Origin of the sequence: Kushneria phyllosphaerae (assembly GCF_900312995.1) — a bacterium.
Taxonomy (GTDB): domain Bacteria; phylum Pseudomonadota; class Gammaproteobacteria; order Pseudomonadales; family Halomonadaceae; genus Kushneria; species Kushneria phyllosphaerae.
Map to the genome: position 1 here is coordinate 451582 of NZ_ONZI01000004.1, position 18806 is coordinate 470387.

17 protein-coding genes are annotated in these 18806 nt (G+C 58.7%); 6 read left to right on the top strand and 11 right to left on the bottom strand.

Features of this window, described 5'->3' with window-relative positions:
- The first annotated feature begins 6 nt into the window (after positions 1-6).
- Genes KSP9073_RS15265 through yacG form a run of 4 tightly spaced genes read left to right on the top strand, consistent with a single transcriptional unit; the run spans position 7 to position 2995 of the window.
- Positions 7-1248, top strand: coding sequence for a type II secretion system F family protein (locus KSP9073_RS15265; protein ID WP_108843810.1), 1242 nt, complete (start codon positions 7-9; stop codon positions 1246-1248).
- A gap of 10 nt (positions 1249-1258) precedes the next feature.
- Entirely contained in the window at positions 1259-2116 is an 858-nt protein-coding gene (locus KSP9073_RS15270; protein ID WP_108843811.1) for a prepilin peptidase, read from the top strand.
- A gap of 53 nt (positions 2117-2169) precedes the next feature.
- Positions 2170-2781: a dephospho-CoA kinase gene (coaE, locus tag KSP9073_RS15275; RefSeq protein WP_108843812.1), complete on the top strand. Its 612-nt coding sequence runs from the start codon at positions 2170-2172 to the stop codon at positions 2779-2781.
- Positions 2774-2995: a DNA gyrase inhibitor YacG gene (gene yacG, locus KSP9073_RS15280; RefSeq protein WP_108843813.1), complete on the top strand. Its 222-nt coding sequence runs from the start codon at positions 2774-2776 to the stop codon at positions 2993-2995. The genes coaE and yacG overlap by 8 nt, the downstream gene beginning before the upstream one ends.
- Positions 2996-3090: 95 nt before the next feature.
- Here the strand turns inward: yacG and KSP9073_RS15285 are convergent, their stop codons facing one another.
- The 3 genes from KSP9073_RS15285 to secA all read right to left on the bottom strand — a co-directional run bounded on the left by KSP9073_RS15285 (position 3091) and on the right by secA (position 8167).
- Positions 3091-4035: a Nudix family hydrolase gene (locus tag KSP9073_RS15285; RefSeq protein WP_108843814.1), complete on the bottom strand. Its 945-nt coding sequence runs from the start codon at positions 4033-4035 to the stop codon at positions 3091-3093.
- A gap of 100 nt (positions 4036-4135) precedes the next feature.
- Positions 4136-5344: a bifunctional glutamate N-acetyltransferase/amino-acid acetyltransferase ArgJ gene (argJ, locus tag KSP9073_RS15290; protein WP_108843815.1), complete on the bottom strand. Its 1209-nt coding sequence runs from the start codon at positions 5342-5344 to the stop codon at positions 4136-4138.
- A 75-nt stretch (positions 5345-5419) separates the two neighbouring features.
- A complete protein-coding gene (gene secA, locus KSP9073_RS15295) occupies positions 5420-8167 on the bottom strand; it encodes a preprotein translocase subunit SecA (RefSeq protein ID WP_108843816.1) in 2748 nt (915 codons plus the stop codon).
- Between the two features lie 81 nt (positions 8168-8248).
- Between secA and KSP9073_RS17645 the strand changes: the two genes are divergently transcribed.
- Together KSP9073_RS17645 and KSP9073_RS15305 are read left to right on the top strand one after the other, a co-directional pair.
- The gene (locus KSP9073_RS17645; protein WP_165814275.1) at positions 8249-8629 is read left to right on the top strand and encodes a hypothetical protein; all 381 of its coding nucleotides are present in this window, start codon (positions 8249-8251) and stop codon (positions 8627-8629) included.
- Positions 8630-8648: 19 nt separating this feature from the next.
- Positions 8649-9077, top strand: coding sequence for a DUF721 domain-containing protein (locus KSP9073_RS15305; protein WP_341476569.1), 429 nt, complete (start codon positions 8649-8651; stop codon positions 9075-9077).
- Positions 9078-9177: 100 nt separating this feature from the next.
- On the opposite strand, the gene lpxC is transcribed toward KSP9073_RS15305, so the two are convergent.
- The 8 genes from lpxC to murD all read right to left on the bottom strand — a co-directional run bounded on the left by lpxC (position 9178) and on the right by murD (position 18805).
- Positions 9178-10089 carry a UDP-3-O-acyl-N-acetylglucosamine deacetylase gene (gene lpxC, locus KSP9073_RS15310; RefSeq protein ID WP_108843819.1) on the bottom strand — a complete coding sequence of 304 codons (912 nt, stop codon included), beginning with the start codon at positions 10087-10089 and terminating at the stop codon, positions 9178-9180.
- 152 nt (positions 10090-10241) lie between these two features.
- Positions 10242-11435 carry a cell division protein FtsZ gene (gene ftsZ, locus KSP9073_RS15315; RefSeq protein ID WP_108843820.1) on the bottom strand — a complete coding sequence of 398 codons (1194 nt, stop codon included), beginning with the start codon at positions 11433-11435 and terminating at the stop codon, positions 10242-10244.
- A 33-nt stretch (positions 11436-11468) separates the two neighbouring features.
- Entirely contained in the window at positions 11469-12752 is a 1284-nt protein-coding gene (ftsA, locus tag KSP9073_RS15320; RefSeq protein ID WP_108843821.1) for a cell division protein FtsA, read from the bottom strand.
- A 197-nt stretch (positions 12753-12949) separates the two neighbouring features.
- A complete protein-coding gene (locus KSP9073_RS15325; protein ID WP_108843822.1) occupies positions 12950-13675 on the bottom strand; it encodes a cell division protein FtsQ/DivIB in 726 nt (241 codons plus the stop codon).
- A 43-nt stretch (positions 13676-13718) separates the two neighbouring features.
- Entirely contained in the window at positions 13719-15140 is a 1422-nt protein-coding gene (gene murC / locus KSP9073_RS15330; RefSeq protein WP_243409267.1) for a UDP-N-acetylmuramate--L-alanine ligase, read from the bottom strand.
- Between the two features lie 22 nt (positions 15141-15162).
- Positions 15163-16251, bottom strand: a complete 1089-nt coding sequence (murG, locus tag KSP9073_RS15335) for an undecaprenyldiphospho-muramoylpentapeptide beta-N-acetylglucosaminyltransferase (RefSeq protein ID WP_108843824.1) — start codon at positions 16249-16251, stop codon at positions 15163-15165.
- Positions 16248-17426: a putative lipid II flippase FtsW gene (gene ftsW / locus KSP9073_RS15340; protein WP_108843825.1), complete on the bottom strand. Its 1179-nt coding sequence runs from the start codon at positions 17424-17426 to the stop codon at positions 16248-16250. Before ftsW ends, murG begins: the two co-directional genes overlap by 4 nt.
- Entirely contained in the window at positions 17423-18805 is a 1383-nt protein-coding gene (murD, locus tag KSP9073_RS15345; protein WP_108843826.1) for a UDP-N-acetylmuramoyl-L-alanine--D-glutamate ligase, read from the bottom strand. The genes ftsW and murD overlap by 4 nt, the downstream gene beginning before the upstream one ends.
- Between the last annotated feature and the right edge of the window lies 1 nt (position 18806).

Below are 18806 nucleotides of genomic sequence, written 5' to 3' on the forward strand. Positions count from 1 at the left end.
GTTGCGATGGCATTTTCTGCCCTGTCAAAACGCTCAGCGGCCTCATCGGGTCAGGCCATCACCTTTCGGTGGATGGGCAAGAATGGCCGTGGCGAACGGGTCAGGGGTGAAATGCATGGTGTCAGCGAACATGACATTCGCCGCCAGCTGTCATCACAGGGCATCGTCGTCACCCGTCTGATCCGCAAGCGCAGTCTGCCCGGCATGGGCCATCGTATCAGAGGGGGAGACATCACCCTGTTTGCCCGTCAAATGGCCACCATGATCCGTGCCGGCGTACCGCTTTTGCAGTCTCTTGAAGCGGTCGCCAACGGCACCAATCGACCGGCGTTGCGCCACTTTATCGAGACCGTCAAGCAGGACGTTTCAAACGGCATGAGCTTTTCACAGGCACTGGCGGCGCATCCGCGCCATATCGATCAGCTGTTCGTTCATTTGATCGAGGCCGGAGAACAGGCCGGTGCTCTGGATCGCATGCTGGATCGCGTGGCCACCAACAAGGAGCGCCTGGATAACCTCAAGGGGCGCGTACGCAAGGCTCTGTATTATCCTGCCGCCGTGGTGGCCGTGGGCATCGCCGTGACAGCCCTTTTATTGATCAAGGTCGTACCACAGTTTGAAAGCATGTTTGCAAGCTTTGGCGCCGAACTGCCGGCCCCGACCCGAATGACCATTGCGCTTTCGGATGCAGCGCAGCGTCTCTGGTGGCAGGTACTGCTGGCCACGCTGGCCCTCGTTTTTTTTACACGTCGTATGCTGGCACGCTCGCCGGCTCTGGCGTTTCAGGCCAGCCGCCTGTTGCTCAAGCTTCCGGTCATCGGTCCGGTCATTGAAAGGGCGGCCATTGCGCGATTTTCAAGAACACTTGCGACCACCTTTGCCGCCGGCGTGCCATTGATGTCAGCATTGGAAACAGCGGGCGGCGTCTGCGGTAATCTGGTGTTTGAGCAGGCCATTGAGCGTGTGCGCCAGGACCTCAGTACCGGACAGCAGCTCAATTTTGCCATGCGCACCACGGGACTTTTTACGCCCATGGCGCTTCAGATGGTGGCCATCGGCGAGGAGTCCGGCGCGCTGGAGGCCATGCTTAACCGCGTGGCCGATTTTTACGATGCCGAGGTCGAAAGCCGGGTCGATACCCTGACCACTCTGATGGAGCCTCTGATCATTGTGGTGCTCGGCTCGCTGGTGGGCGGCGTGGTGGTCTCGATGTACCTGCCCGTCTTTGACCTTGGCAGCGCCATATAGGAATCTCGACATGACTCCGCTGAGCGACCCCTTTTTACTGTGTCTTGTGGCACTGTTGGCGCTGACACTGGGCAGCTTTCTCAACGTGGTGATTGCTCGCCTGCCCATGATGCTGTCACAGCAGTGGACTCGGGAAGCGCATCAGACGCTTGCGCTGACGCTACCGGCACAAAAGCGCTGCAATCTGCTCGTCCCGCGCTCCCACTGCCCTGAATGTGATACGCCCATTGCCTGGCATGACAACATTCCTCTGGTGGGCTATCTGAAACGCCGGGGGCGCTGCGCGCAGTGTCGATGCGCCATCAGCGTGCAGTATCCGCTGGTCGAGGCAGCCAGCATGGCACTGGTGCTCTGGGTGGCATGGCACCATGGCCTGACACTGGACACGCTGGCGATGGCGCTTGCCTGTCTGACACTGCTGGCGCTCGCCGTCATCGACTGGCGTACCATGCTGCTGCCGGACGTGCTTACCCTGCCTCTGCTATGGGGCGGCCTGTTATATCAACTGATCAGCCACCCTGACAGGCTGGCCGAGTCCGTCATTGGCGCGATGGCCGGTTATGGTGTTGCCTGGGGGTTTTACTGGCTTTTTCGCCTTGCGACAGGCAGAGAAGGTCTGGGTCGTGGGGATTTCAAGCTGCTCGCCGCCCTGGGGGCCTGGTGTGGCTGGATGTCCCTGCCGCTGATTCTGGTGCTCTCGGCGACCACGGGTGCCGTGATCGGCATCATGATTCAGCTGGTCATCCCGCGTCTGCGAGGCGCGCCGATGCCCTTCGGGCCCTTTCTGAGTGCGGCCGGCATGCTGATACTGCTGGGAGGTGATAGGGTCATTGCGCTGTATTACAACATCATTGGCCTTGCGATCTAGCTTTTATCCATTTTCGCCTTCGGGCATCACAACGCTTATCTTTGGGAGCTCTCATGTTGATTATCGGCCTGACCGGCGGTATTGCTGCCGGCAAGACCACCATCGCCGAAGCCTTTGCCAGGCGCGGCGCGGCCTGGGTCGATGTGGATCATCTGGCCCACGAGGTCGTCATGCCGGGTGAACCGGCTCTGGCCGATATCCGCGAGCGCTTTGGCGACACCATCATGACAGAACAGGGCGAGCTGAATCGGGCGGCCCTGCGCCAGATCATTTTCGATGACACTCAGGCGCGCCAGGACCTTGAAGCCATCACCCACCCCCGCATCCGGGAAAGACTGACTCAGCGCCTTGAGACGCTGTCCGGGCCATATGCCCTGCTGGTCTCGCCGCTGCTGCTGGAAACCGATCAGCATCAGCTGGTGAACCGGATTTTGGTGATCGATGTGCCCCCCGAGGAGCAGATCCGAAGGACCTGCGAGCGTGATGGCGTGTCCGAAGCGCAGGCGCGCGCCATCGTGGATGCCCAGATGTCACGCAATCGACGACTTGCCAGCGCCGACGACGTTATCGACAATGTTGGCAGCTTTCACGTGGTCGATGCCCGAATCGAGCGGCTCGATCTTTTTTACCGCCAGCTTGCCAGTCAGTACAACGCCAATGAGTGATGATAAACAGACACCTGTCGTACCCTGCCCTCAGTGCGGCAAGCAACTTTACTGGACCAGTGACAACCCCTGGCGACCGTTTTGTTCCAAACGCTGCAAGATGATCGACCTGGGCGCCTGGGCCGATGAATCACACCGCATTGCCGGAGAGCCGGCCATGGATGATGCAAGCCTCGACGAGCTCATGAACCGCATCGAACGCGGCGACCAGTAGCGCTCGGCGCTCGATGGTTGCAGCACTTTTGCAGGCCATGAATAAAAAAGGGCCACCCCAATGGGGTGGCCCTTTTGTCTGTCGAGCGCGCTGGCCTAACGCCAGAATTCCCGAATCGAGGCAATCCCCTGCGCACCCACGGCACGCGCCCGATCACCGTCATCACGCGAGGTGCCGCCCAGGGCATACACCGGCATGGTCACTTCTTCAACCATCTGTTGCAGATCATGCCAGCCAATAGTCACCGCCCCCGGATGACTGGGCGTTTCTCGTACCGGCGACAGCGTTGCGAAATCACAGCCCAGTCGCTGGGCCTGAGCCAGCTGCTCATCGTTATGAGTGGAGGCTGCCAGCCATTTGCCTTCCTCGATGGGACGATGCGTCAGCGCCATCAGCTCACGGCTGGGCAGGTGTAGACCGTCGGCATTCACGGCCCTGAACGTCTCCAGCGAGCAGTTGAGCACCAGTGACGCTCCGTGCTCGCGACACGTGGCCAGCGCCCGCTCGGCGCGAGCTCGGTAAACGCTTTCTTCCAGATCATGGGCACGCAGCTGTACCAGCTTGATGCCATCTTCCACCAGCGCACGCTTGAGCTTGCGGTCAAATTCATCTTCATCGCTGGCTTCCCCCGTGATTAGATAATCATGGGGCAGGGTCACGGCACGAATGATGGGACCGTTGGCGGCCGGGAAGGCGTAACGGCCGAAATCATCCGGACTGACCCAGCGCACCGCCTGCCCTTCACGCCCCCAGGGCTCGCCCTCGAAATCATGGGTTTCCCAGACGTCGAGCAGGATGTGCTTGTCGGGATACTCATGATGCACGCGAATCAGCGGCTGAGCGCGCTGAATGCTGATGCCCAGCTCTTCACGCAGCTCACGACGCAGCGCTTCGAGCCCGGTTTCATACGGGGCCAGCTTGCCACCGGGGAATTCCCACAGTCCGCCCTGATCGGCAATCGATGGCCGCCGTGCAATCAGCACCTGGCCCTGATCGTTGAAAATGGCCGCAGCGGCGACATGTACCCTTCTTTTCGGCATGCTGGCATGACCTTTCATGATGCGTGAATATCAATCGGTAAAGGGGATGGTACAATCCTGCCACCCCGAAACGTAATAGCGACAGTGCCCCTGACGTGCGTCAGCTGCGGTAGTCGGCATTGATGGAGACGTAATCGTGGGAGAGATCCGATGTCCAGACCTGCTCTCTCGCCGTGCCCCGCCCCAGATGGATCGTGATGTTGATCTCTTCTTCTGCCATGACGGCGGCACCGGCCTCCTCGCGGTACTCCTGCGCGCGGCCCCCCTGACGTGCAATGGTGACACCGTTAATCTCGATCGAGACCTGGCTGACATCAAAGTCCTCAATGGGCACCTTGCCGACCGCCATTAACAAACGCCCCCAGTTGGCATCGCTGGCATAGAGCGCGGTCTTGACCAGTGGCGAATGCGCCACGCTGAAAGCAACCGCCAGAGCCTCTTCGCCACCGGCCGCCTCTTCAATGGTGACCGTGACAAACTTGGTGGCGCCTTCGCCATCACGCACGATGGCCTGAGCCAGTGTCAGCAACACATCGTCAAGCGCATGGGCAAACTGCTCCAGCGCCTCATCGCCATCAATCGTCACCCCATGCCCCGTTGCGACCATGGTGCAGGCATCGTTGGTCGAGGTATCGGAGTCGATGGTGATGCGATTGAAGCTTTTATTGACGCTTTCGCGCAGCAGGGTCTGCAGCGTGTCGTGAGCAATGGCGGCATCGGTCGCCACAAAGGCCAGCATGGTGGCCATGTTGGGGCAGATCATGCCGGCCCCCTTGGAGATGCCGTTAATGGTGACCGGCTGCCCCTTGATCATGATCGTGCGCGTAGCCCCCTTGGGGCGCGTATCGGTGGTCATGATGCCTTCGGCCGCGGCCTGCCACTGCTCGGCATCCAGCGATGCCAGAGCGGCATCCAGACCATTGCAAATCCGCTCGACCGGCAACGGCTCTCCGATCACCCCTGTGGAAAAGGGCAGAACCTGTTCCGGCAGCTGACCGGTGCGCTCGGCGAGTGCAGCGCAGCAGGACAGCGCATCCTGCATGCCCGACTCGCCGGTGCCGGCATTGGCATTGCCGGTATTGATCAACAGATAACGCGGTGCACCGTCTGCCAGATGGCGCCGCGCCACATGTACCGGTGCCGCGCAAAAGGCGTTGCGTGTGAAGGTAGCGGCCACATGACTGCCTTCAGCCAGTTCAAAAATGACCAGATCACGACGATCTGCCTTCTTGATGCCGGCCCGGGCAGTGCCCAGTCGCAGCCCTTCGATGCGAGGCATATCGGGAAAATGCGCTTTACCTACGGCCATGACCACTCCCCTGTGCTGTTTTTGTGGCCTGCCCGGCACCTGTACGGCCGCCGGGCAGTGCGGGTACATCAATGATTATTGATCGAGGCTGCCGTGACAGTGCTTGTACTTCTTGCCGGATCCACACGGACAAAGGTCATTACGACCAACCTTCGGCTCGTCACGACGCACGGTCGGGTTTTGCACGGCTTCAGCCGCAGCAACCGCCTCTTCGCTGATCTCGGGCGCCGGCACATCCTCATGAGCGACATCGGTGCGTGTCATCTCGCTGGCCTGCTGTTCACGCTGTAGATGTTCACGGCGCTCATGCTCGAGCATTTCCGGATCCGCCTGCTGACGAATTTGAACATGGCTGAGGATGCGCACGACATCGGATTTGATGTTGTGCAAAAGCGTCTGGAACAGCTCGAAGGATTCGCGCTTGTACTCCTGCTTGGGGTTTTTCTGGGCGTAACCCCGCAGGTGAATGCCGCGACGAAGATGGTCCATCGACTGCAGATGTTCCTTCCAGCGGGTATCGAGCACCTGAAGCATGACCTGCTTTTCAAAGCGGCGCATGGTCTCGTCACCCACGGACGCTTCCTTCGCTTCCCAGGCTTGGCGAAGCTGCTCGTGCAGTCGCTCGCGCAGCATCTCTTCGTGGAAGCCTTCATCGTCATGCGCCCAGGCAACGACCGGGGCATCAAGATTGAATTCCTGACGCAGATGCTCTTCAAGTCCGGGCAGATCCCACTGCTCGGCCAGGCTCTGAGGTGGCACATAGCTTGAGATGGCGTAATCGAGCATCTCGACACGCAGGCCCTGAACGTTGTCGGAAACATCGTCGGAGGCCAGGATTTCGTCTCGCTGGTCATAGACAACGCGACGCTGGTCGTTGGCCACATCATCGTATTCCAGCAGCTGCTTTCGCATGTCGAAGTTGCGCCCTTCCACCTTGCGCTGAGCACGCTCGACGGCATTGCTGACCATCTTGTGCTCGATGGCCTCGCCCTTCTCGAGACCCAGAACGCCCATCATTTTCTGGACGCGCTCGGAGCCAAACAGACGCATCAGGTTATCTTCCAGCGACAGGAAAAACCGGGTTGAACCCGGGTCGCCCTGGCGGCCGGAACGCCCGCGCAGCTGATTATCGATACGGCGCGACTCGTGACGCTCGGTGCCGATGACATGCAGACCGCCGGCCTCGATAACCGCATCGTGGCGCTTTTTCCATTCCGCCTTGACCGCTTCGATGGCAGCATCGCTCGGGTTATCCAGCGCGGCGACCTCGGACTCCCAGTTACCGCCCAGCATGATGTCGGTACCGCGACCGGCCATGTTGGTGGCAATGGTGACCGCTGCCGGGCGCCCGGCCTGCGCAATGATTTCCGCTTCACGATCATGCTGCTTGGCATTGAGAACGTTGTGGGCAAGCTGCTGCTTGCGCATCATCTCGGAGAGCACTTCGGAGCTTTCGATCGATGCTGTACCGACCAGCACCGGCCGTCCTTCGGCCTGCTTCACCTTGATGTCTTCGATGATGGCCTCGAACTTCTCATGAGTCGTCATGAAGACCAGATCGTTGAGATCCTTTCGCGCCCTTGGTTTGTTGGTCGGTATCACCAGAACGTCGAGATCGTAAATCTCACGAAACTCGAAGGCTTCGGTATCGGCCGTGCCGGTCATCCCCGAAAGCTTGTCGTAGAGACGGAAATAGTTCTGAAAGGTGGTAGAGGCCAGGGTCTGGCTTTCCTTCTGGACTTCCACGTTCTCCTTGGCTTCAACCGCCTGATGTAGACCTTCCGACCAGCGACGACCATGCATGGTACGACCGGTATGCTCATCGACGATGATGACCTCACCCTTGGCCACCACGTAGTCCACATCGCGATGGAAAAGATGCTTGGCCCTCAGCGCGGCCCCTACGTGATGCAAAAGTCCCAGGTTGTGCGCGGCGTACAGGGAGTCTTCATCCGGCAGGAGACTGGCCTGGCGCAGAAGGTTTTCGATCTCGTTGTGCCCGCGCTCGGTCAGCTCGATCTGCTTTTGCTTTTCATCGATGACAAAATCGCCGGTTTCAGGATCTTCCGGATCCTCGCTGGGGACCAGCGGCGCGACCAGCTGATGGATGGTGCGATAGATATCGACGTCTTCGTCCACCGGGCCTGAAATGATCAGCGGTGTGCGTGCCTCATCGATCAGGATCGAATCCACTTCGTCGATAATGGCGTAATTGAGCCTGCGCTGGACCTTGTCAGCCTGAGAGAAGGCCATATTGTCGCGCAGGTAGTCAAAGCCGTATTCGTTATTGGTGCCGTAGGTAATATCGCAGGCATAGGCGTTGCGCTTGTCGCGCGGCTGCTGACCGGCATAAATGACGCCCACGGATAGCCCCAGAAATTCATACAGCGGGCGCATCCAGTCCGCATCACGGCGCGCCAGATAATCGTTGACCGTGACCACATGAACGCCAAGCCCCGGCAGCGCATTGAGGTAAACGGCAAGCGTTGCCACCAGCGTCTTGCCCTCGCCGGTTTTCATTTCGGCAATCCGGCCTTCATTGAGGGCCATGCCGCCAATCATCTGGACATCGAACTGACGCATGCCCATCACACGTTTAGTGGCCTCGCGAACGGTGGCAAAGGCTTCAGGCAACAGTTTTTCAAGCGTCTCGCCGTTGGCAAGCCGCTCGCGCAACACGATGGTCTGCTGCTGGAGCGCGCTGTCATCAAGGGCGCTGATGGACTCTTCCAGCGCATTGATCCGGGTAACGGCCTTGCGCAGGCGTCTGACTTCACGGTCGTTCTTGCTGCCGACCATTTTACGTAACAGCGTATTCAGCATCTCTTTATCCTGTGTCGTCGTGTCATGTCGTTAAAAAGGGCAATGACACGTCGAAGGCGGACCTCGTCGCGATAGCACATCATGGCCTGTCGGCATGCCAAGCCAGGGCCGCACAGGCAATACCGCACGCACAACATCAAACAGCGTTACCGGCAGACACCAGACGCGCAGCACCAGACGCCTGAGACGATAACGGCGACGCGACTCGGCGCGAATATGTTCTGGCGAATGGAAACAGATCCGGATCAGCTGGGCAGCCGTGCCATCAAGGCGAGCATCGGCCATACCGATCGGCAAAAGGCAGCCAATCAGAATGCCGGCCAGCCACCATCGAGTCCTGAAGCCCCGTGGCAGGCGGAATGTGCGAGCGGGATGGGTCATGCTGTCAATCTGAGGATCAGCCGTGATAAATTGGCGCTATCCTTAATGATCGCGCGGCAGGGCCATGAGTATAAAGGGTAAAGGAGTACGCGCCCAGCCCGTGGGGCAATTGTTACGCACCCGAGGCGCTCTGGCACCCCTGATTCATACTGCAGGCGTGCTTCTTGAAGCGCAGGAGCATCTGCTTGCAACGCTGCCCGACGAGCTGAAGGATCATGTCCGTGTTGGTGGCTATCATGATGGTCATCTGACACTGATGACAGATCGTGCCGTATGGCTGACCTGGCTGCGCTTTGAGCGCCAGCGTCTTTTAACCCTGTTGCGACAGCTTCCCGCCTTTCAAGAGCTTGAAGGCCTGACCTTCAAGGTGCGCCCCATTCGGCCCACCTATATGCCGCATGAAAGAGCCCGCGAGCTTCCTGAAGCTGCAGCCGATCAGCTTCGCGAATGCGCTCGTGACACTACCAGCCCTCGCCTTAAAAAATCACTGGAGCGACTGGCCTCGCATGCCGGTCACGACAGCAAATAGCGTTTACTGATTCAGTCATGGCACTGCCAACAAAAAAGGCACCGATCTATGATCGGTGCCTTTTTATACTGTTGATGTTCCTGCCGATGCACCTCGGAGGCTACATGGCCATCGCTGGCTCGGAGTAGGAAATTGGTGAGGCTTCACGATCTTCGAAGGTCACGATTTCAAAAGCTTCCTGATGCTGAAGCAGCGCGCGTACCAGCTGATTATTAAGCCCGTGCCCGGACTTGTAGCCGCGGAACTCGCCGATCAGGCTGTAGCCAAGCTGGTAAAGATCGCCGATGGCATCGAGCACCTTGTGACGCACGAACTCGTCTTCGTAACGCAGACCATCCTCGTTCAGGATACGGTACTCGTCGACGACGATCGCGTTATCGAGGCTGCCGCCCAGCGCCAGATTCTGTGAACGCAGGAACTCGATATCGCGCATGAAACCAAAGGTACGAGCGCGGCTGACTTCCTTCACAAACGACGTCGTGGAGAAATCAACGCTTGTCGTCTGCTTCTGATTGGCAAAAACAGGATGATCAAAATCAATGGCGAAGCTGACCTTGAAGCCGTCATGCGGCAGGAAGGTGGCATACTTGTCGCCGTCCTTGACCGTCAGCTCCTGCTTGATACGGATAAACTTCTTGGCCGCTTCCTGCTCGGCGATACCTGCCGATTGGATCAGGAAAACGAACGGGCCGGCGCTGCCATCCATGATGGGCACTTCCGGCTCGCTGAGATCAACAAAGGCATTGTCGATGCCCAGGCCTGCAAAGGCTGACATCAGGTGCTCGACCGTAGAGACACGCACATCGCCAACAGCGACGGCTGTGCACATGGTCGTAAAGTGGACATTTTCCGGGTGGGCCGGGATACGAACGACCGGGTCAAGATCGGTACGTACAAACACGATCCCGGTATTGGCCGGCGCCGGACGCAGTGTCAGGTAAACCTTTTTACCCGAATGCAGACCAACGCCTGTCGCGCGAATGGTGTTCTGTAGTGTTCTTTGACGGATCATAGTCTGGGCTACCAGGCAGGAAACATTCAAACAGTTGTTTATATGGTAACAGTTCCCTTGGGGCTCGACAACGAACAGTGTTCGATTAGTCGATTTTTATATTGTTATTACCATCATAAAATTCGGCGGCCCCGAAGGGCCGCCCAATCAAGTCAGTCTGCCTGGCGGCGCAAAAACGCCGGAATATCCAGATAGTCGTCCATTTCCTGCGACTTTTGACGACGCTCACGAGATTCACGAGACGCCTTTTGCTGTTCCTTTTCCTTCTCTTTTTCACGGGCAGACGCTGCCTGCTGGCGTGAAACGGCCGGCTGACGTGCCATGCGACGGTAGTCAGCCTGATCACTGCGAGACGTTTGCGTCTGACGCGGTGTTGCCTTTTCCACACGACCATCAAGGCCTGCTGCCACAACAGTCACGCGCAGGTCGTCGGTCATTTCCATATCGATGGCAGTACCTACCACAATGGTGGCGTCCTGGGAAGCAAACTCCTGGACCGTGGCACCGACATCGTTGAACTCACCAATGGAAAGATCCGGGCCAGCCGTAATATTGACCAGAATGCCGCGTGCGCCGTTGAGATCGATATCTTCCAGAAGCGGGCTGCGGATAGCCTTCTCGGCCGCTTCACGAGCACGATTTTCGCCCATCGCCGTGCCGGTACCCATCATGGCCATGCCCATTTCGGACATCACCGTGCGAACGTCTGCAAAGTCGACGTTGATGATACCGGGGCTGGTGATCAGCTCCGCGATGCCCTGTACGGCACCCAGAAGCACATCATTGGCAGCACTGAAGGCCGTCAGCAGGCTGGCATTCTTGCCCAGAACCGTCAGCAGCTTTTCGTTCGGAATGGTGATCAGGGAGTCGACATGCTCGGAAAGCTCTTTCATCCCCTCTTCGGCCGCACGCTGACGCTTGGGACCTTCGAACGGGAACGGGCGGGTGACCACGGCCACGGTCAGAATGCCCAGCTCCTTGGCCACCTGTGCCACGACTGGTGCACCGCCGGTGCCTGTACCACCACCCATACCGGCAGTGATGAACACCATGTCAGCACCCTGCAAAAGCTCGGCAATGCGCTCACGGTCTTCCATGGCGGCCTGACGACCGACTTCCGGGTTTGCCCCGGCACCCAATCCCTTGGTAATTTCACTGCCCAGTTGCAAAACGGTCTTGGCAGCAACTCTCTTTAGCGCCTGCGCATCGGTATTCGCGCAGATGAATTCAACGCCTTCGATATTGCTTTCGACCATGTGATTGACCGCGTTGCCGCCGCCACCACCTACGCCGATTACCTTGATTACCGCGCTGCTGGATGGCGCATTGTCTACAAGCTCAAACATAACCCCGTCTCCTGGACCGCCAAGGCAGTCCTGTCAGAAATTTCCTTTTAACCAGCCCTTGATCCGCGTAATGGTTGAGGAGAGCCGCTCGTTGTCCTGGCGCTCGGACTGGTAACGTCTTGGCTGCTCATCCCGGCGGGGTTGGGCCGTAGATCGCGAGTAGCGAGAATTCTTCATGCCGTAGAGTAACAAACCAACGCCGGTCGAATAAATTGGATTACGCACGACATCTGCCAGCCCTCGCACATTCTGCGGACAGGCAATGCGTACCGGCATATGGAATATTTCTTCTGCCAGCTCCCCCACCCCTTCCATTCTTGAGGTGCCGCCTGTCAATACGATACCGGCGGCCACCAGATCTTCATACCCACTGCGCCGAAGTTCCTCACGCACGAGGGTAAAAAGCTCTTCATAGCGAGGCTCTACCACCTCGGCCAGATGTTGTCTGGAAAGATCACGTGCCGGCCGATCGCCGACACTGGGCACCTTGATCATTTCGTCGCTGGATGCCAGCTGTGTCAGCGCGCAGGCATACTTGACCTTGATATCCTCGGCATACTGGGTCGGCGTACGCAGTGCCATGGCAATGTCATTGGTGACCTGATCGCCGGCAATGGGAATGACCGCAGTATGACGTATGGCGCCTTCGGTAAAGACGGCAATATCGGTCGTGCCGCCGCCGATATCCACCATGCAGACCCCCAGCTCACGCTCATCCTCGGTCAGGACGGCATAGCTTGAAGCCAGCTGTTCCAAAATGATGTCATCGACCTCCAGACCGCAGCGACGCACACACTTTTCGATATTCTGAACGGCGTTGAGTGCCGCTGTCACCAGATGGACCCGCGCTTCAAGACGCACTCCCGACATGCCCAGCGGCTCACGGATACCTTCCTGGGTATCGATGGCATATTCCTGCGGCAATACGTGCAGAATTCGCTGACCTTCGGAAATGGCACGTGCCCGGGCGGAATCAATGACACGATCGATATCGGACGGCGCCACTTCACGTTCCTTGATGGCCACAACCCCATCGGAATTCATGGAGCTGATATGGCTACCGGCAATACCGACATAGACAGAATGTATGTCACATCCTGCCATGAGTTCGGCTTCTTCCACAGCGCGTTGAATAGACTGCACCGTGGATTCAATATTAATGACCACCCCTTTTTTCATGCCATGCGAGGGGTGAGAGCCAATGCCGGCAATCTCTATGCCGCCGTCATCGGTGGGTTGCCCAACAATGGCCACAACCTTGGATGTTCCGATATCCAGCCCGACTACCATATTGGAAGCGTTGGTTTCTCCTGCCATAGGTCGGGCCTACTCCCTGATCAACCTGTTAATACGCACAATTATCTCAATCGCATTCAATTAAAAAAGAAACTGGCGTAATTACGCATTAATAATACTAAAAAGACTTACCGAGAATACGGTGATTTTAAAGCGAAAGAAATACCCATTTCCCCTCAGGAGCCGTGTTTTTACGCAACTTAACGAGAACGCTCCATTTATCCATCCGAATTATCATTTTCGGGGTCATTTTCGCCGTGCCATGCCACCGAAACCCCGTTTGGATAACGCAAATCAATATAACGAATATCGTCACGGCTTGCGGAAAGTCCACGCTGCCATGCGGTAATAAAACGCTCAAGTCGCATGTCCAGATCCGTTCGCCCGAGCATGATCCAGAAATTATTATCGAGCTGTACACGCCAGGCACCACGAGGTTCAAGTCGCAACTGGGTAATGGTCATGTTCAAACGCGCAAACTGCTTTTTCAGGGCATCATAGTAGGCAAGCACTTCGGGACCACTGCCCTGCGGGCCTGCCAGCCATGGTTTGGTGCCAACATTCTTGATGGGGCCGGCGGCAAAGGGCTCACCCTGGGCGTTGAGCAATGAACCATCGTTCCACCAGGCCACGGGGCGCTGTTCGTAGAGCTCAAACGTCAGCGCGTTCGGCCATCGCCTTGAAAGACGAACATCTTTGAGCCAGGGCACCTGTAGCGCTTCGTTGCGCAGCTGGCCGATATCCACGGACAGCCAGCTTTCTCCGGCAATCAATGGCGAGAGCTGGTCCTGCAGATAGGCGGCGTTGACATATTCCAGATCACCTCTGATGGACACATGCTCAATGGGCTTGTCCAGCCATATCCAGAGCGTGCGACCACCTGCCACCAGCAGCGCCACGATGAGAATCAGCCCCAGCAGGCGATTGGAAGTTGCCGTTGTCATTGCACGCCCTGCCCCAGATAACAGGCTTTGAAAACCCCGGTCATTACAGGGCAACTCCATCGAGTCTGAGTTCACTATGGGCCAGCGCAATGCTGATACCACCAATATCGCCGGCACCCTGCGTAATCAGAATGTCGTTGTCATCGAGCACGTTGCTCAATATGTCCGCGAGGGCTTCACGACTTTCGACAAAGAGCGGCGAGGTCTGCCCGCGCTGACGAATGGACCCTGCCAGCGCACGCGAGTCAGCTCCTGTAATGGGCGCTTCACCCGCACTGTAAACATCCAGAAGCAGAAGCTGATCGACCCCTGACAGCACCCGCACGAAATCCTCATAAAGGTCGTGGGTTCTGGAATAGCGATGCGGCTGATAGACCATGACCAGCCGTCGATCCGGCCAGCCTTCGCGAACTGCACGAATGACCATCTCCACTTCGCGCGGGTGATGGCCATAGTCGTCCACCAGCATGACCGGCAGGCCATTGTCACCACTGTCAGGCAGTCGGTAGTGGCCCTGAACCTGAAAGCGACGCCCGACGCCTGCAAACCCTGCCAGCGCCTGGACAATCGAGGCGTCGCTTACGCCGGCGTCCGTGGCAACTGCAATGGCGGCCATGGCATTAAGCGCATTATGCCGACCGGGCATGGCGAGTCGAACGTTGATGGCGTCATGTGGCGCAGGTCGACACGCTACAAAGGAGACGGTATCGCCCTTTTGAGAGAAATCGGTAATCCGGTAGTCGGCTTCCTCGTCGAAGCCGTAGGTGACGAACTGACGCTGAATTCTGGGCAACAGCTCACGCACGACCGGATCATCAAGGCAGACAATGGCCAGACCGTAAAAGGGCAGGTTATGCAGGAATTCGATAAAGGTATCCTGCAAACGCCCGAAGTCCCCTTCGTAGGTCGCCATGTGATCGGCATCAATATTGGTCACAATGGACGTCATGGGTTGAAGGTGCAGAAAGGAAGCATCGGACTCGTCCGCTTCGGCCACCAGATACTCGCCCTCCCCCAGTTTGGCGTTGCTGCCGGCACTAGTCAGGCGACCGCCGATCACGAATGTGGGATCAAGACCGCCTTCGGCCAGCAGTGTTGCCGTAAGACTGGTGGTGGTGGTCTTGCCATGAGTGCCTGCCACGGCAATGCCGTGACGAAAGCGCATCAGCTCGGCCAGCATCTCGGCGCGGCGCACCACCGGCACCCGATGTTCGCGCGCGGTCATGACTTCAGGGTTGGTCGGGTCCACGGCACTGGAGACCACCACCACGTCAGCGTCACGCACATTATCGCCATGATGGCCTATGGCCACGCGAATACCGCACTGGCGCAGATGCGCCACCACCTGTGACTCGCGCAGGTCACTGCCGCTGACGCAAAACCCCTGATTGGCCAGCACTTCGGCAATACCGCACATGCCGGAGCCGCCAATGCCCACAAAATGAATACAACGGATACGCCGCATACCGCTGCGTGCCTGCACCTGATTACTCAAAACCTGTCTCCATACAGCCCTGGGCCATGATGTCGGTCGCCTCCAGCTGCGCCACGCTTCTGGCACACCGCCCCATTTCCAGCAGCCGATGCGCATCCAGCAATTCGGCAAGCGTATCGCTCAATGTCTGCACGCTCATCTGCGTCTGGGGAATCAACTGCGCCGCACCGGCCTTGACCAGATAGTTTGCATTGATGGTCTGGTGATCATCCACGGCATGTGGAAACGGCACCAGAAGCGATGCCCTGCCCGCTGCGGCCAGCTCGGTCACCGTCAGCGCACCGCTGCGACAGACCACCAGATCCGCCCATTTATAGGCCTGTGCCATGTCACCAATAAAATCGGAAACGTTTGCCTCGACACCGGCCGCCTGGTAGGCAGCCACTGTCGCGACATCCTTGTTTTTCCCGGCCTGATGGCGCACCTCGGGTCGGGCCTCGGCTGCCATCAGGCCCAGCGCTGCGGGAACCCGCTCATTGAGCACCTGCGCCCCCAGTGACCCGCCAACGACCAGCAATCTGAGCGGACGTCCCGTCAGCATTTCTGCCTCACGAGGCGCCGCGCCGATATCGGCAATCTCCTGACGTACGGGATTGCCGATCACGATCGGATGGCGCGCCTCGTCAAAGGCGCCCGGAAAGGCGGCATAAACGCGACGAGCCAACCGGGCCAGCGCCTTGTTGGTCATCCCCGGCAGCGCATTCTGCTCGTGAATGACCAGCGGCCTTTTCATTAGCCAGGCGGCCAGCCCGCCAGGACCGCTTGCAAAACCGCCCAGCCCGACCACCAGCGAGACATCCAGTGATCTGATGATCCGACGCGCCTGGGCGACAGCCTTCCACAGTCGCCAGGGCGCCTTGAACCAGCCCAGCATCCCATTACCGCGCAGCCCGACGATCGACACATGATGCAGCGGGATACCGGCTTCGGGCACCAGCGTGTTTTCAATACCACGCGGTGTGCCCAGCCAATGTATCTCGACGCCTTGTGCCTGCAGCGCACGCGCCAGAGAGAGCGCGGGTACGACGTGACCGCCGGTGCCCCCGGCCATGATCAGTGCCCTTTTGGGCCGCGCGGTCATGCCGGCACCTCCGCAGCTTCACTGCGAGAACGCTTGCGGGCAGCGCGACGACGGCCCCGTGTTTCACCATCGACCCGCAACAGCACGCCGACCATGGCACCACTGACCATCAGACTCGAGCCACCATAGCTCAAAAGCGGCAGGGTCAAACCCTTGGTGGGCAAGAGTCCGGCATTGACCGCCACATTAATAAAGGACTGCGACGCAAAAATGATGCCTATTCCGTAGCAGACATAGGCCGCAAAAAGATGACCGCTTTCCTCGGCATTACGACCAATGCGAAAACAGCGATACACCAGAATGGCAAAAAGTGCGACCGCGCCCACGGCGCCCAGCATGCCCAGCTCTTCTGCCAGCACTGAAAATACGAAATCGGTATGCGCCTCGGGCAAATAAAAGAGTTTCTGGACGCTATTACCAAGCCCCAGCCCGCTCCAGCCACCGCGCCCGAAAGCGATCAGGGCCTGGGTCAGCTGATACCCCGACCCATACTGATTGGCCCATGGATCAAGAAAGCTGGAGATACGGGCAAGGCGATAGGGTTCCGAGATGGCGACAAAGGCGCCAAGGGTCACCACACCGCCAGCCAGCAGTATAAAACGCCAAAGCGATGCCCCTGCCAGCAGCAAAACACCCATGGTGGCTGCCAGCATCACGACCGCGGCACCATAGTCCGGCTCCAGAATCAGCAGGATGCTCAGTGAAAAGGTCAGCATCAGTGGGGCCATGAAGCCCCACCAGCTACGCCTCAACCGCGTCAGATGACGTTCGGTATAACCCGCGACATAGATAATCAGACAGAACTTGGCGACCTCCGAGGCCTGAAGGTTGATGGGGCCAAGATGAATCCAGCGGCGACTGCCGTTGACCTCTCGACCCACGATCAATACGGCAGCCAGCAGGATGGCTGCGATAAGCAACAGTGTGGGGCCATTGGCGCGCCACCACACCGACGGGATCCGCATGACCAGAAGCGCAATGCTCATGGAGGCCAGAACAAAAATTCCATGGCGAATACTGTAATACCAGGGGTTGCCGGTCTGGCTACTGGCGACTTCCGTTGATGCGGACGTCACCATGATCCAGCCAATAACCATCAGCGTAATGGCGGAAAGAACCAGCCAGCCATCGATGGCATGGCGCTCGGTGGAAAAACGTTCTGCCAGAGGTTTCATGAGTGAGGCTGCCACTGTTTAAGCCACGCACAGAAGACGTCTCCGCGCGCTTCGAAGTTATCGAACTGATCAAGACTGGCGCAGGCAGGAGACAACAGTACAGCGTCATCCGGCTGCGCCATGTCCATCGCATGTTGCATGGCCTGCTCGAGCGTGTCCACGACCACGACCGGCAACGTGCCTTCCAGAGCGCGCGCCAGCCGAGCCCGATCGCGCCCATACACCACGGCAGCCCGGCCGTAACGCCCAAGTGGCTCGGCCAGTGGCGTAAAGTCGGCGCCCTTCCCCACACCGCCAGCCAGCAGAATCAATTGCCCGGCCAGGGTCACGCCGATGCCCTCGATGGCCGCCAGTGTGGCCCCCACGTTGGTGCCCTTGGAATCGTTGATCCAGGTCACCCCATGAAGGTCGGCAACCCGCTGCGCCCGATGTGGCAGACCCGCAAAATGCGCCACGGTCTCGATCATGATGTCGCATGACCAGCCGGCTTCATGGCCGACCGCCAGCGCTGCCAGAACGTTAAGCAGGTTGTGCTGTCCGGGCATCATCACATCGTGCGCGGCCATGACCGCCTGCTCGCCTCTCATGAGCCAGACATCGTTATCGCGGCGCCCAAGCCCCCAGTCACTTTCGCGGCCTGGCAGATCACTACCAAAGGAAAGTGTGCGGCCGGGCCTGATCGTGTCACAAGGGGTGGTGGCGGGATCATCACGATTGACGATACCGGCGCCGGCACCCTTGAAGATCTGCTGTTTGGCGTGGGCATAGCCGGCCATACCGTCATGTCGGTCCAGATGATCACTGCTGAGATTAAGATGAACGGCAATATCAGCGCCCAGCTGCGGCGTCGTTTCCAGCTGAAAGGACGAAAGCTCCAGCACGAAGCATGCCGCCTCCGGCCGCTGCGCCAGAAGGGTCAGCGCCGGCGTCCCCAGATTACCGCCCACCGCCACATCAATACCGCAGGCGCGCGCCATGTCACCGACAAGTGTCGTGACCGTTGACTTGGCGTTGGAGCCGGTAATGGCAATCAGCATTGGCCGCTGCGCCCGCTCGCCCAACGCCTCTACAAAAAGAGCCGTCTCGCCCACGATCTCGGGGCCGGACCGTGGCAGACCGGGCGTACGGACATCCACTCCGGGGCTCAGGATGATTCTTCCGGCGTTTTGAAGTTCCAGCTCGCCAAGATCACCGCAGTGCACCTCGATGTCCGGATAAAGACGCTGAAACTCGACAAGTCCGGACGGTTGCGTACGGGTGTCCGCCATGACGAAGGGCTCGCCACGACGGGTCAGATGCTCTGCAATGGCAAGCCCCGAACGGCCCAGTCCGACAACAACGGTTTGGTGAGATCCGATCAACACGTCAGGCGCGGCCATG

What these genes read in the sequence shown, in the direction of transcription:
- KSP9073_RS15270 (WP_108843811.1), top strand. Translation starts at nt 1,259, where the DNA reads ATGACTCCGCTGAGCGACCCCTTTTTACTGTGTCTTGTGGCACTGTTG.
- secA (WP_108843816.1), bottom strand. Translation starts at nt 8,167, where the DNA reads ATGCTGAATACGCTGTTACGTAAAATGGTCGGCAGCAAGAACGACCGT.
- murG (WP_108843824.1), bottom strand. Translation starts at nt 16,251, where the DNA reads ATGACCGCGCGGCCCAAAAGGGCACTGATCATGGCCGGGGGCACCGGC.
- KSP9073_RS15325 (WP_108843822.1), bottom strand. Translation starts at nt 13,675, where the DNA reads ATGACAACGGCAACTTCCAATCGCCTGCTGGGGCTGATTCTCATCGTG.
- murC (WP_243409267.1), bottom strand. Translation starts at nt 15,140, where the DNA reads ATGCGGCGTATCCGTTGTATTCATTTTGTGGGCATTGGCGGCTCCGGC.
- murD (WP_108843826.1), bottom strand. Translation starts at nt 18,805, where the DNA reads ATGGCCGCGCCTGACGTGTTGATCGGATCTCACCAAACCGTTGTTGTC.
- KSP9073_RS15285 (WP_108843814.1), bottom strand. Translation starts at nt 4,035, where the DNA reads ATGCCGAAAAGAAGGGTACATGTCGCCGCTGCGGCCATTTTCAACGAT.
- argJ (WP_108843815.1), bottom strand. Translation starts at nt 5,344, where the DNA reads ATGGCCGTAGGTAAAGCGCATTTTCCCGATATGCCTCGCATCGAAGGG.
- ftsA (WP_108843821.1), bottom strand. Translation starts at nt 12,752, where the DNA reads ATGGCAGGAGAAACCAACGCTTCCAATATGGTAGTCGGGCTGGATATC.
- ftsW (WP_108843825.1), bottom strand. Translation starts at nt 17,426, where the DNA reads ATGAAACCTCTGGCAGAACGTTTTTCCACCGAGCGCCATGCCATCGAT.
- KSP9073_RS15265 (WP_108843810.1), top strand. Translation starts at nt 7, where the DNA reads ATGGCATTTTCTGCCCTGTCAAAACGCTCAGCGGCCTCATCGGGTCAG.
- ftsZ (WP_108843820.1), bottom strand. Translation starts at nt 11,435, where the DNA reads ATGTTTGAGCTTGTAGACAATGCGCCATCCAGCAGCGCGGTAATCAAG.
- yacG (WP_108843813.1), top strand. Translation starts at nt 2,774, where the DNA reads ATGAGTGATGATAAACAGACACCTGTCGTACCCTGCCCTCAGTGCGGC.
- lpxC (WP_108843819.1), bottom strand. Translation starts at nt 10,089, where the DNA reads ATGATCCGTCAAAGAACACTACAGAACACCATTCGCGCGACAGGCGTT.
- coaE (WP_108843812.1), top strand. Translation starts at nt 2,170, where the DNA reads ATGTTGATTATCGGCCTGACCGGCGGTATTGCTGCCGGCAAGACCACC.
- KSP9073_RS17645 (WP_165814275.1), top strand. Translation starts at nt 8,249, where the DNA reads ATGGCCTGTCGGCATGCCAAGCCAGGGCCGCACAGGCAATACCGCACG.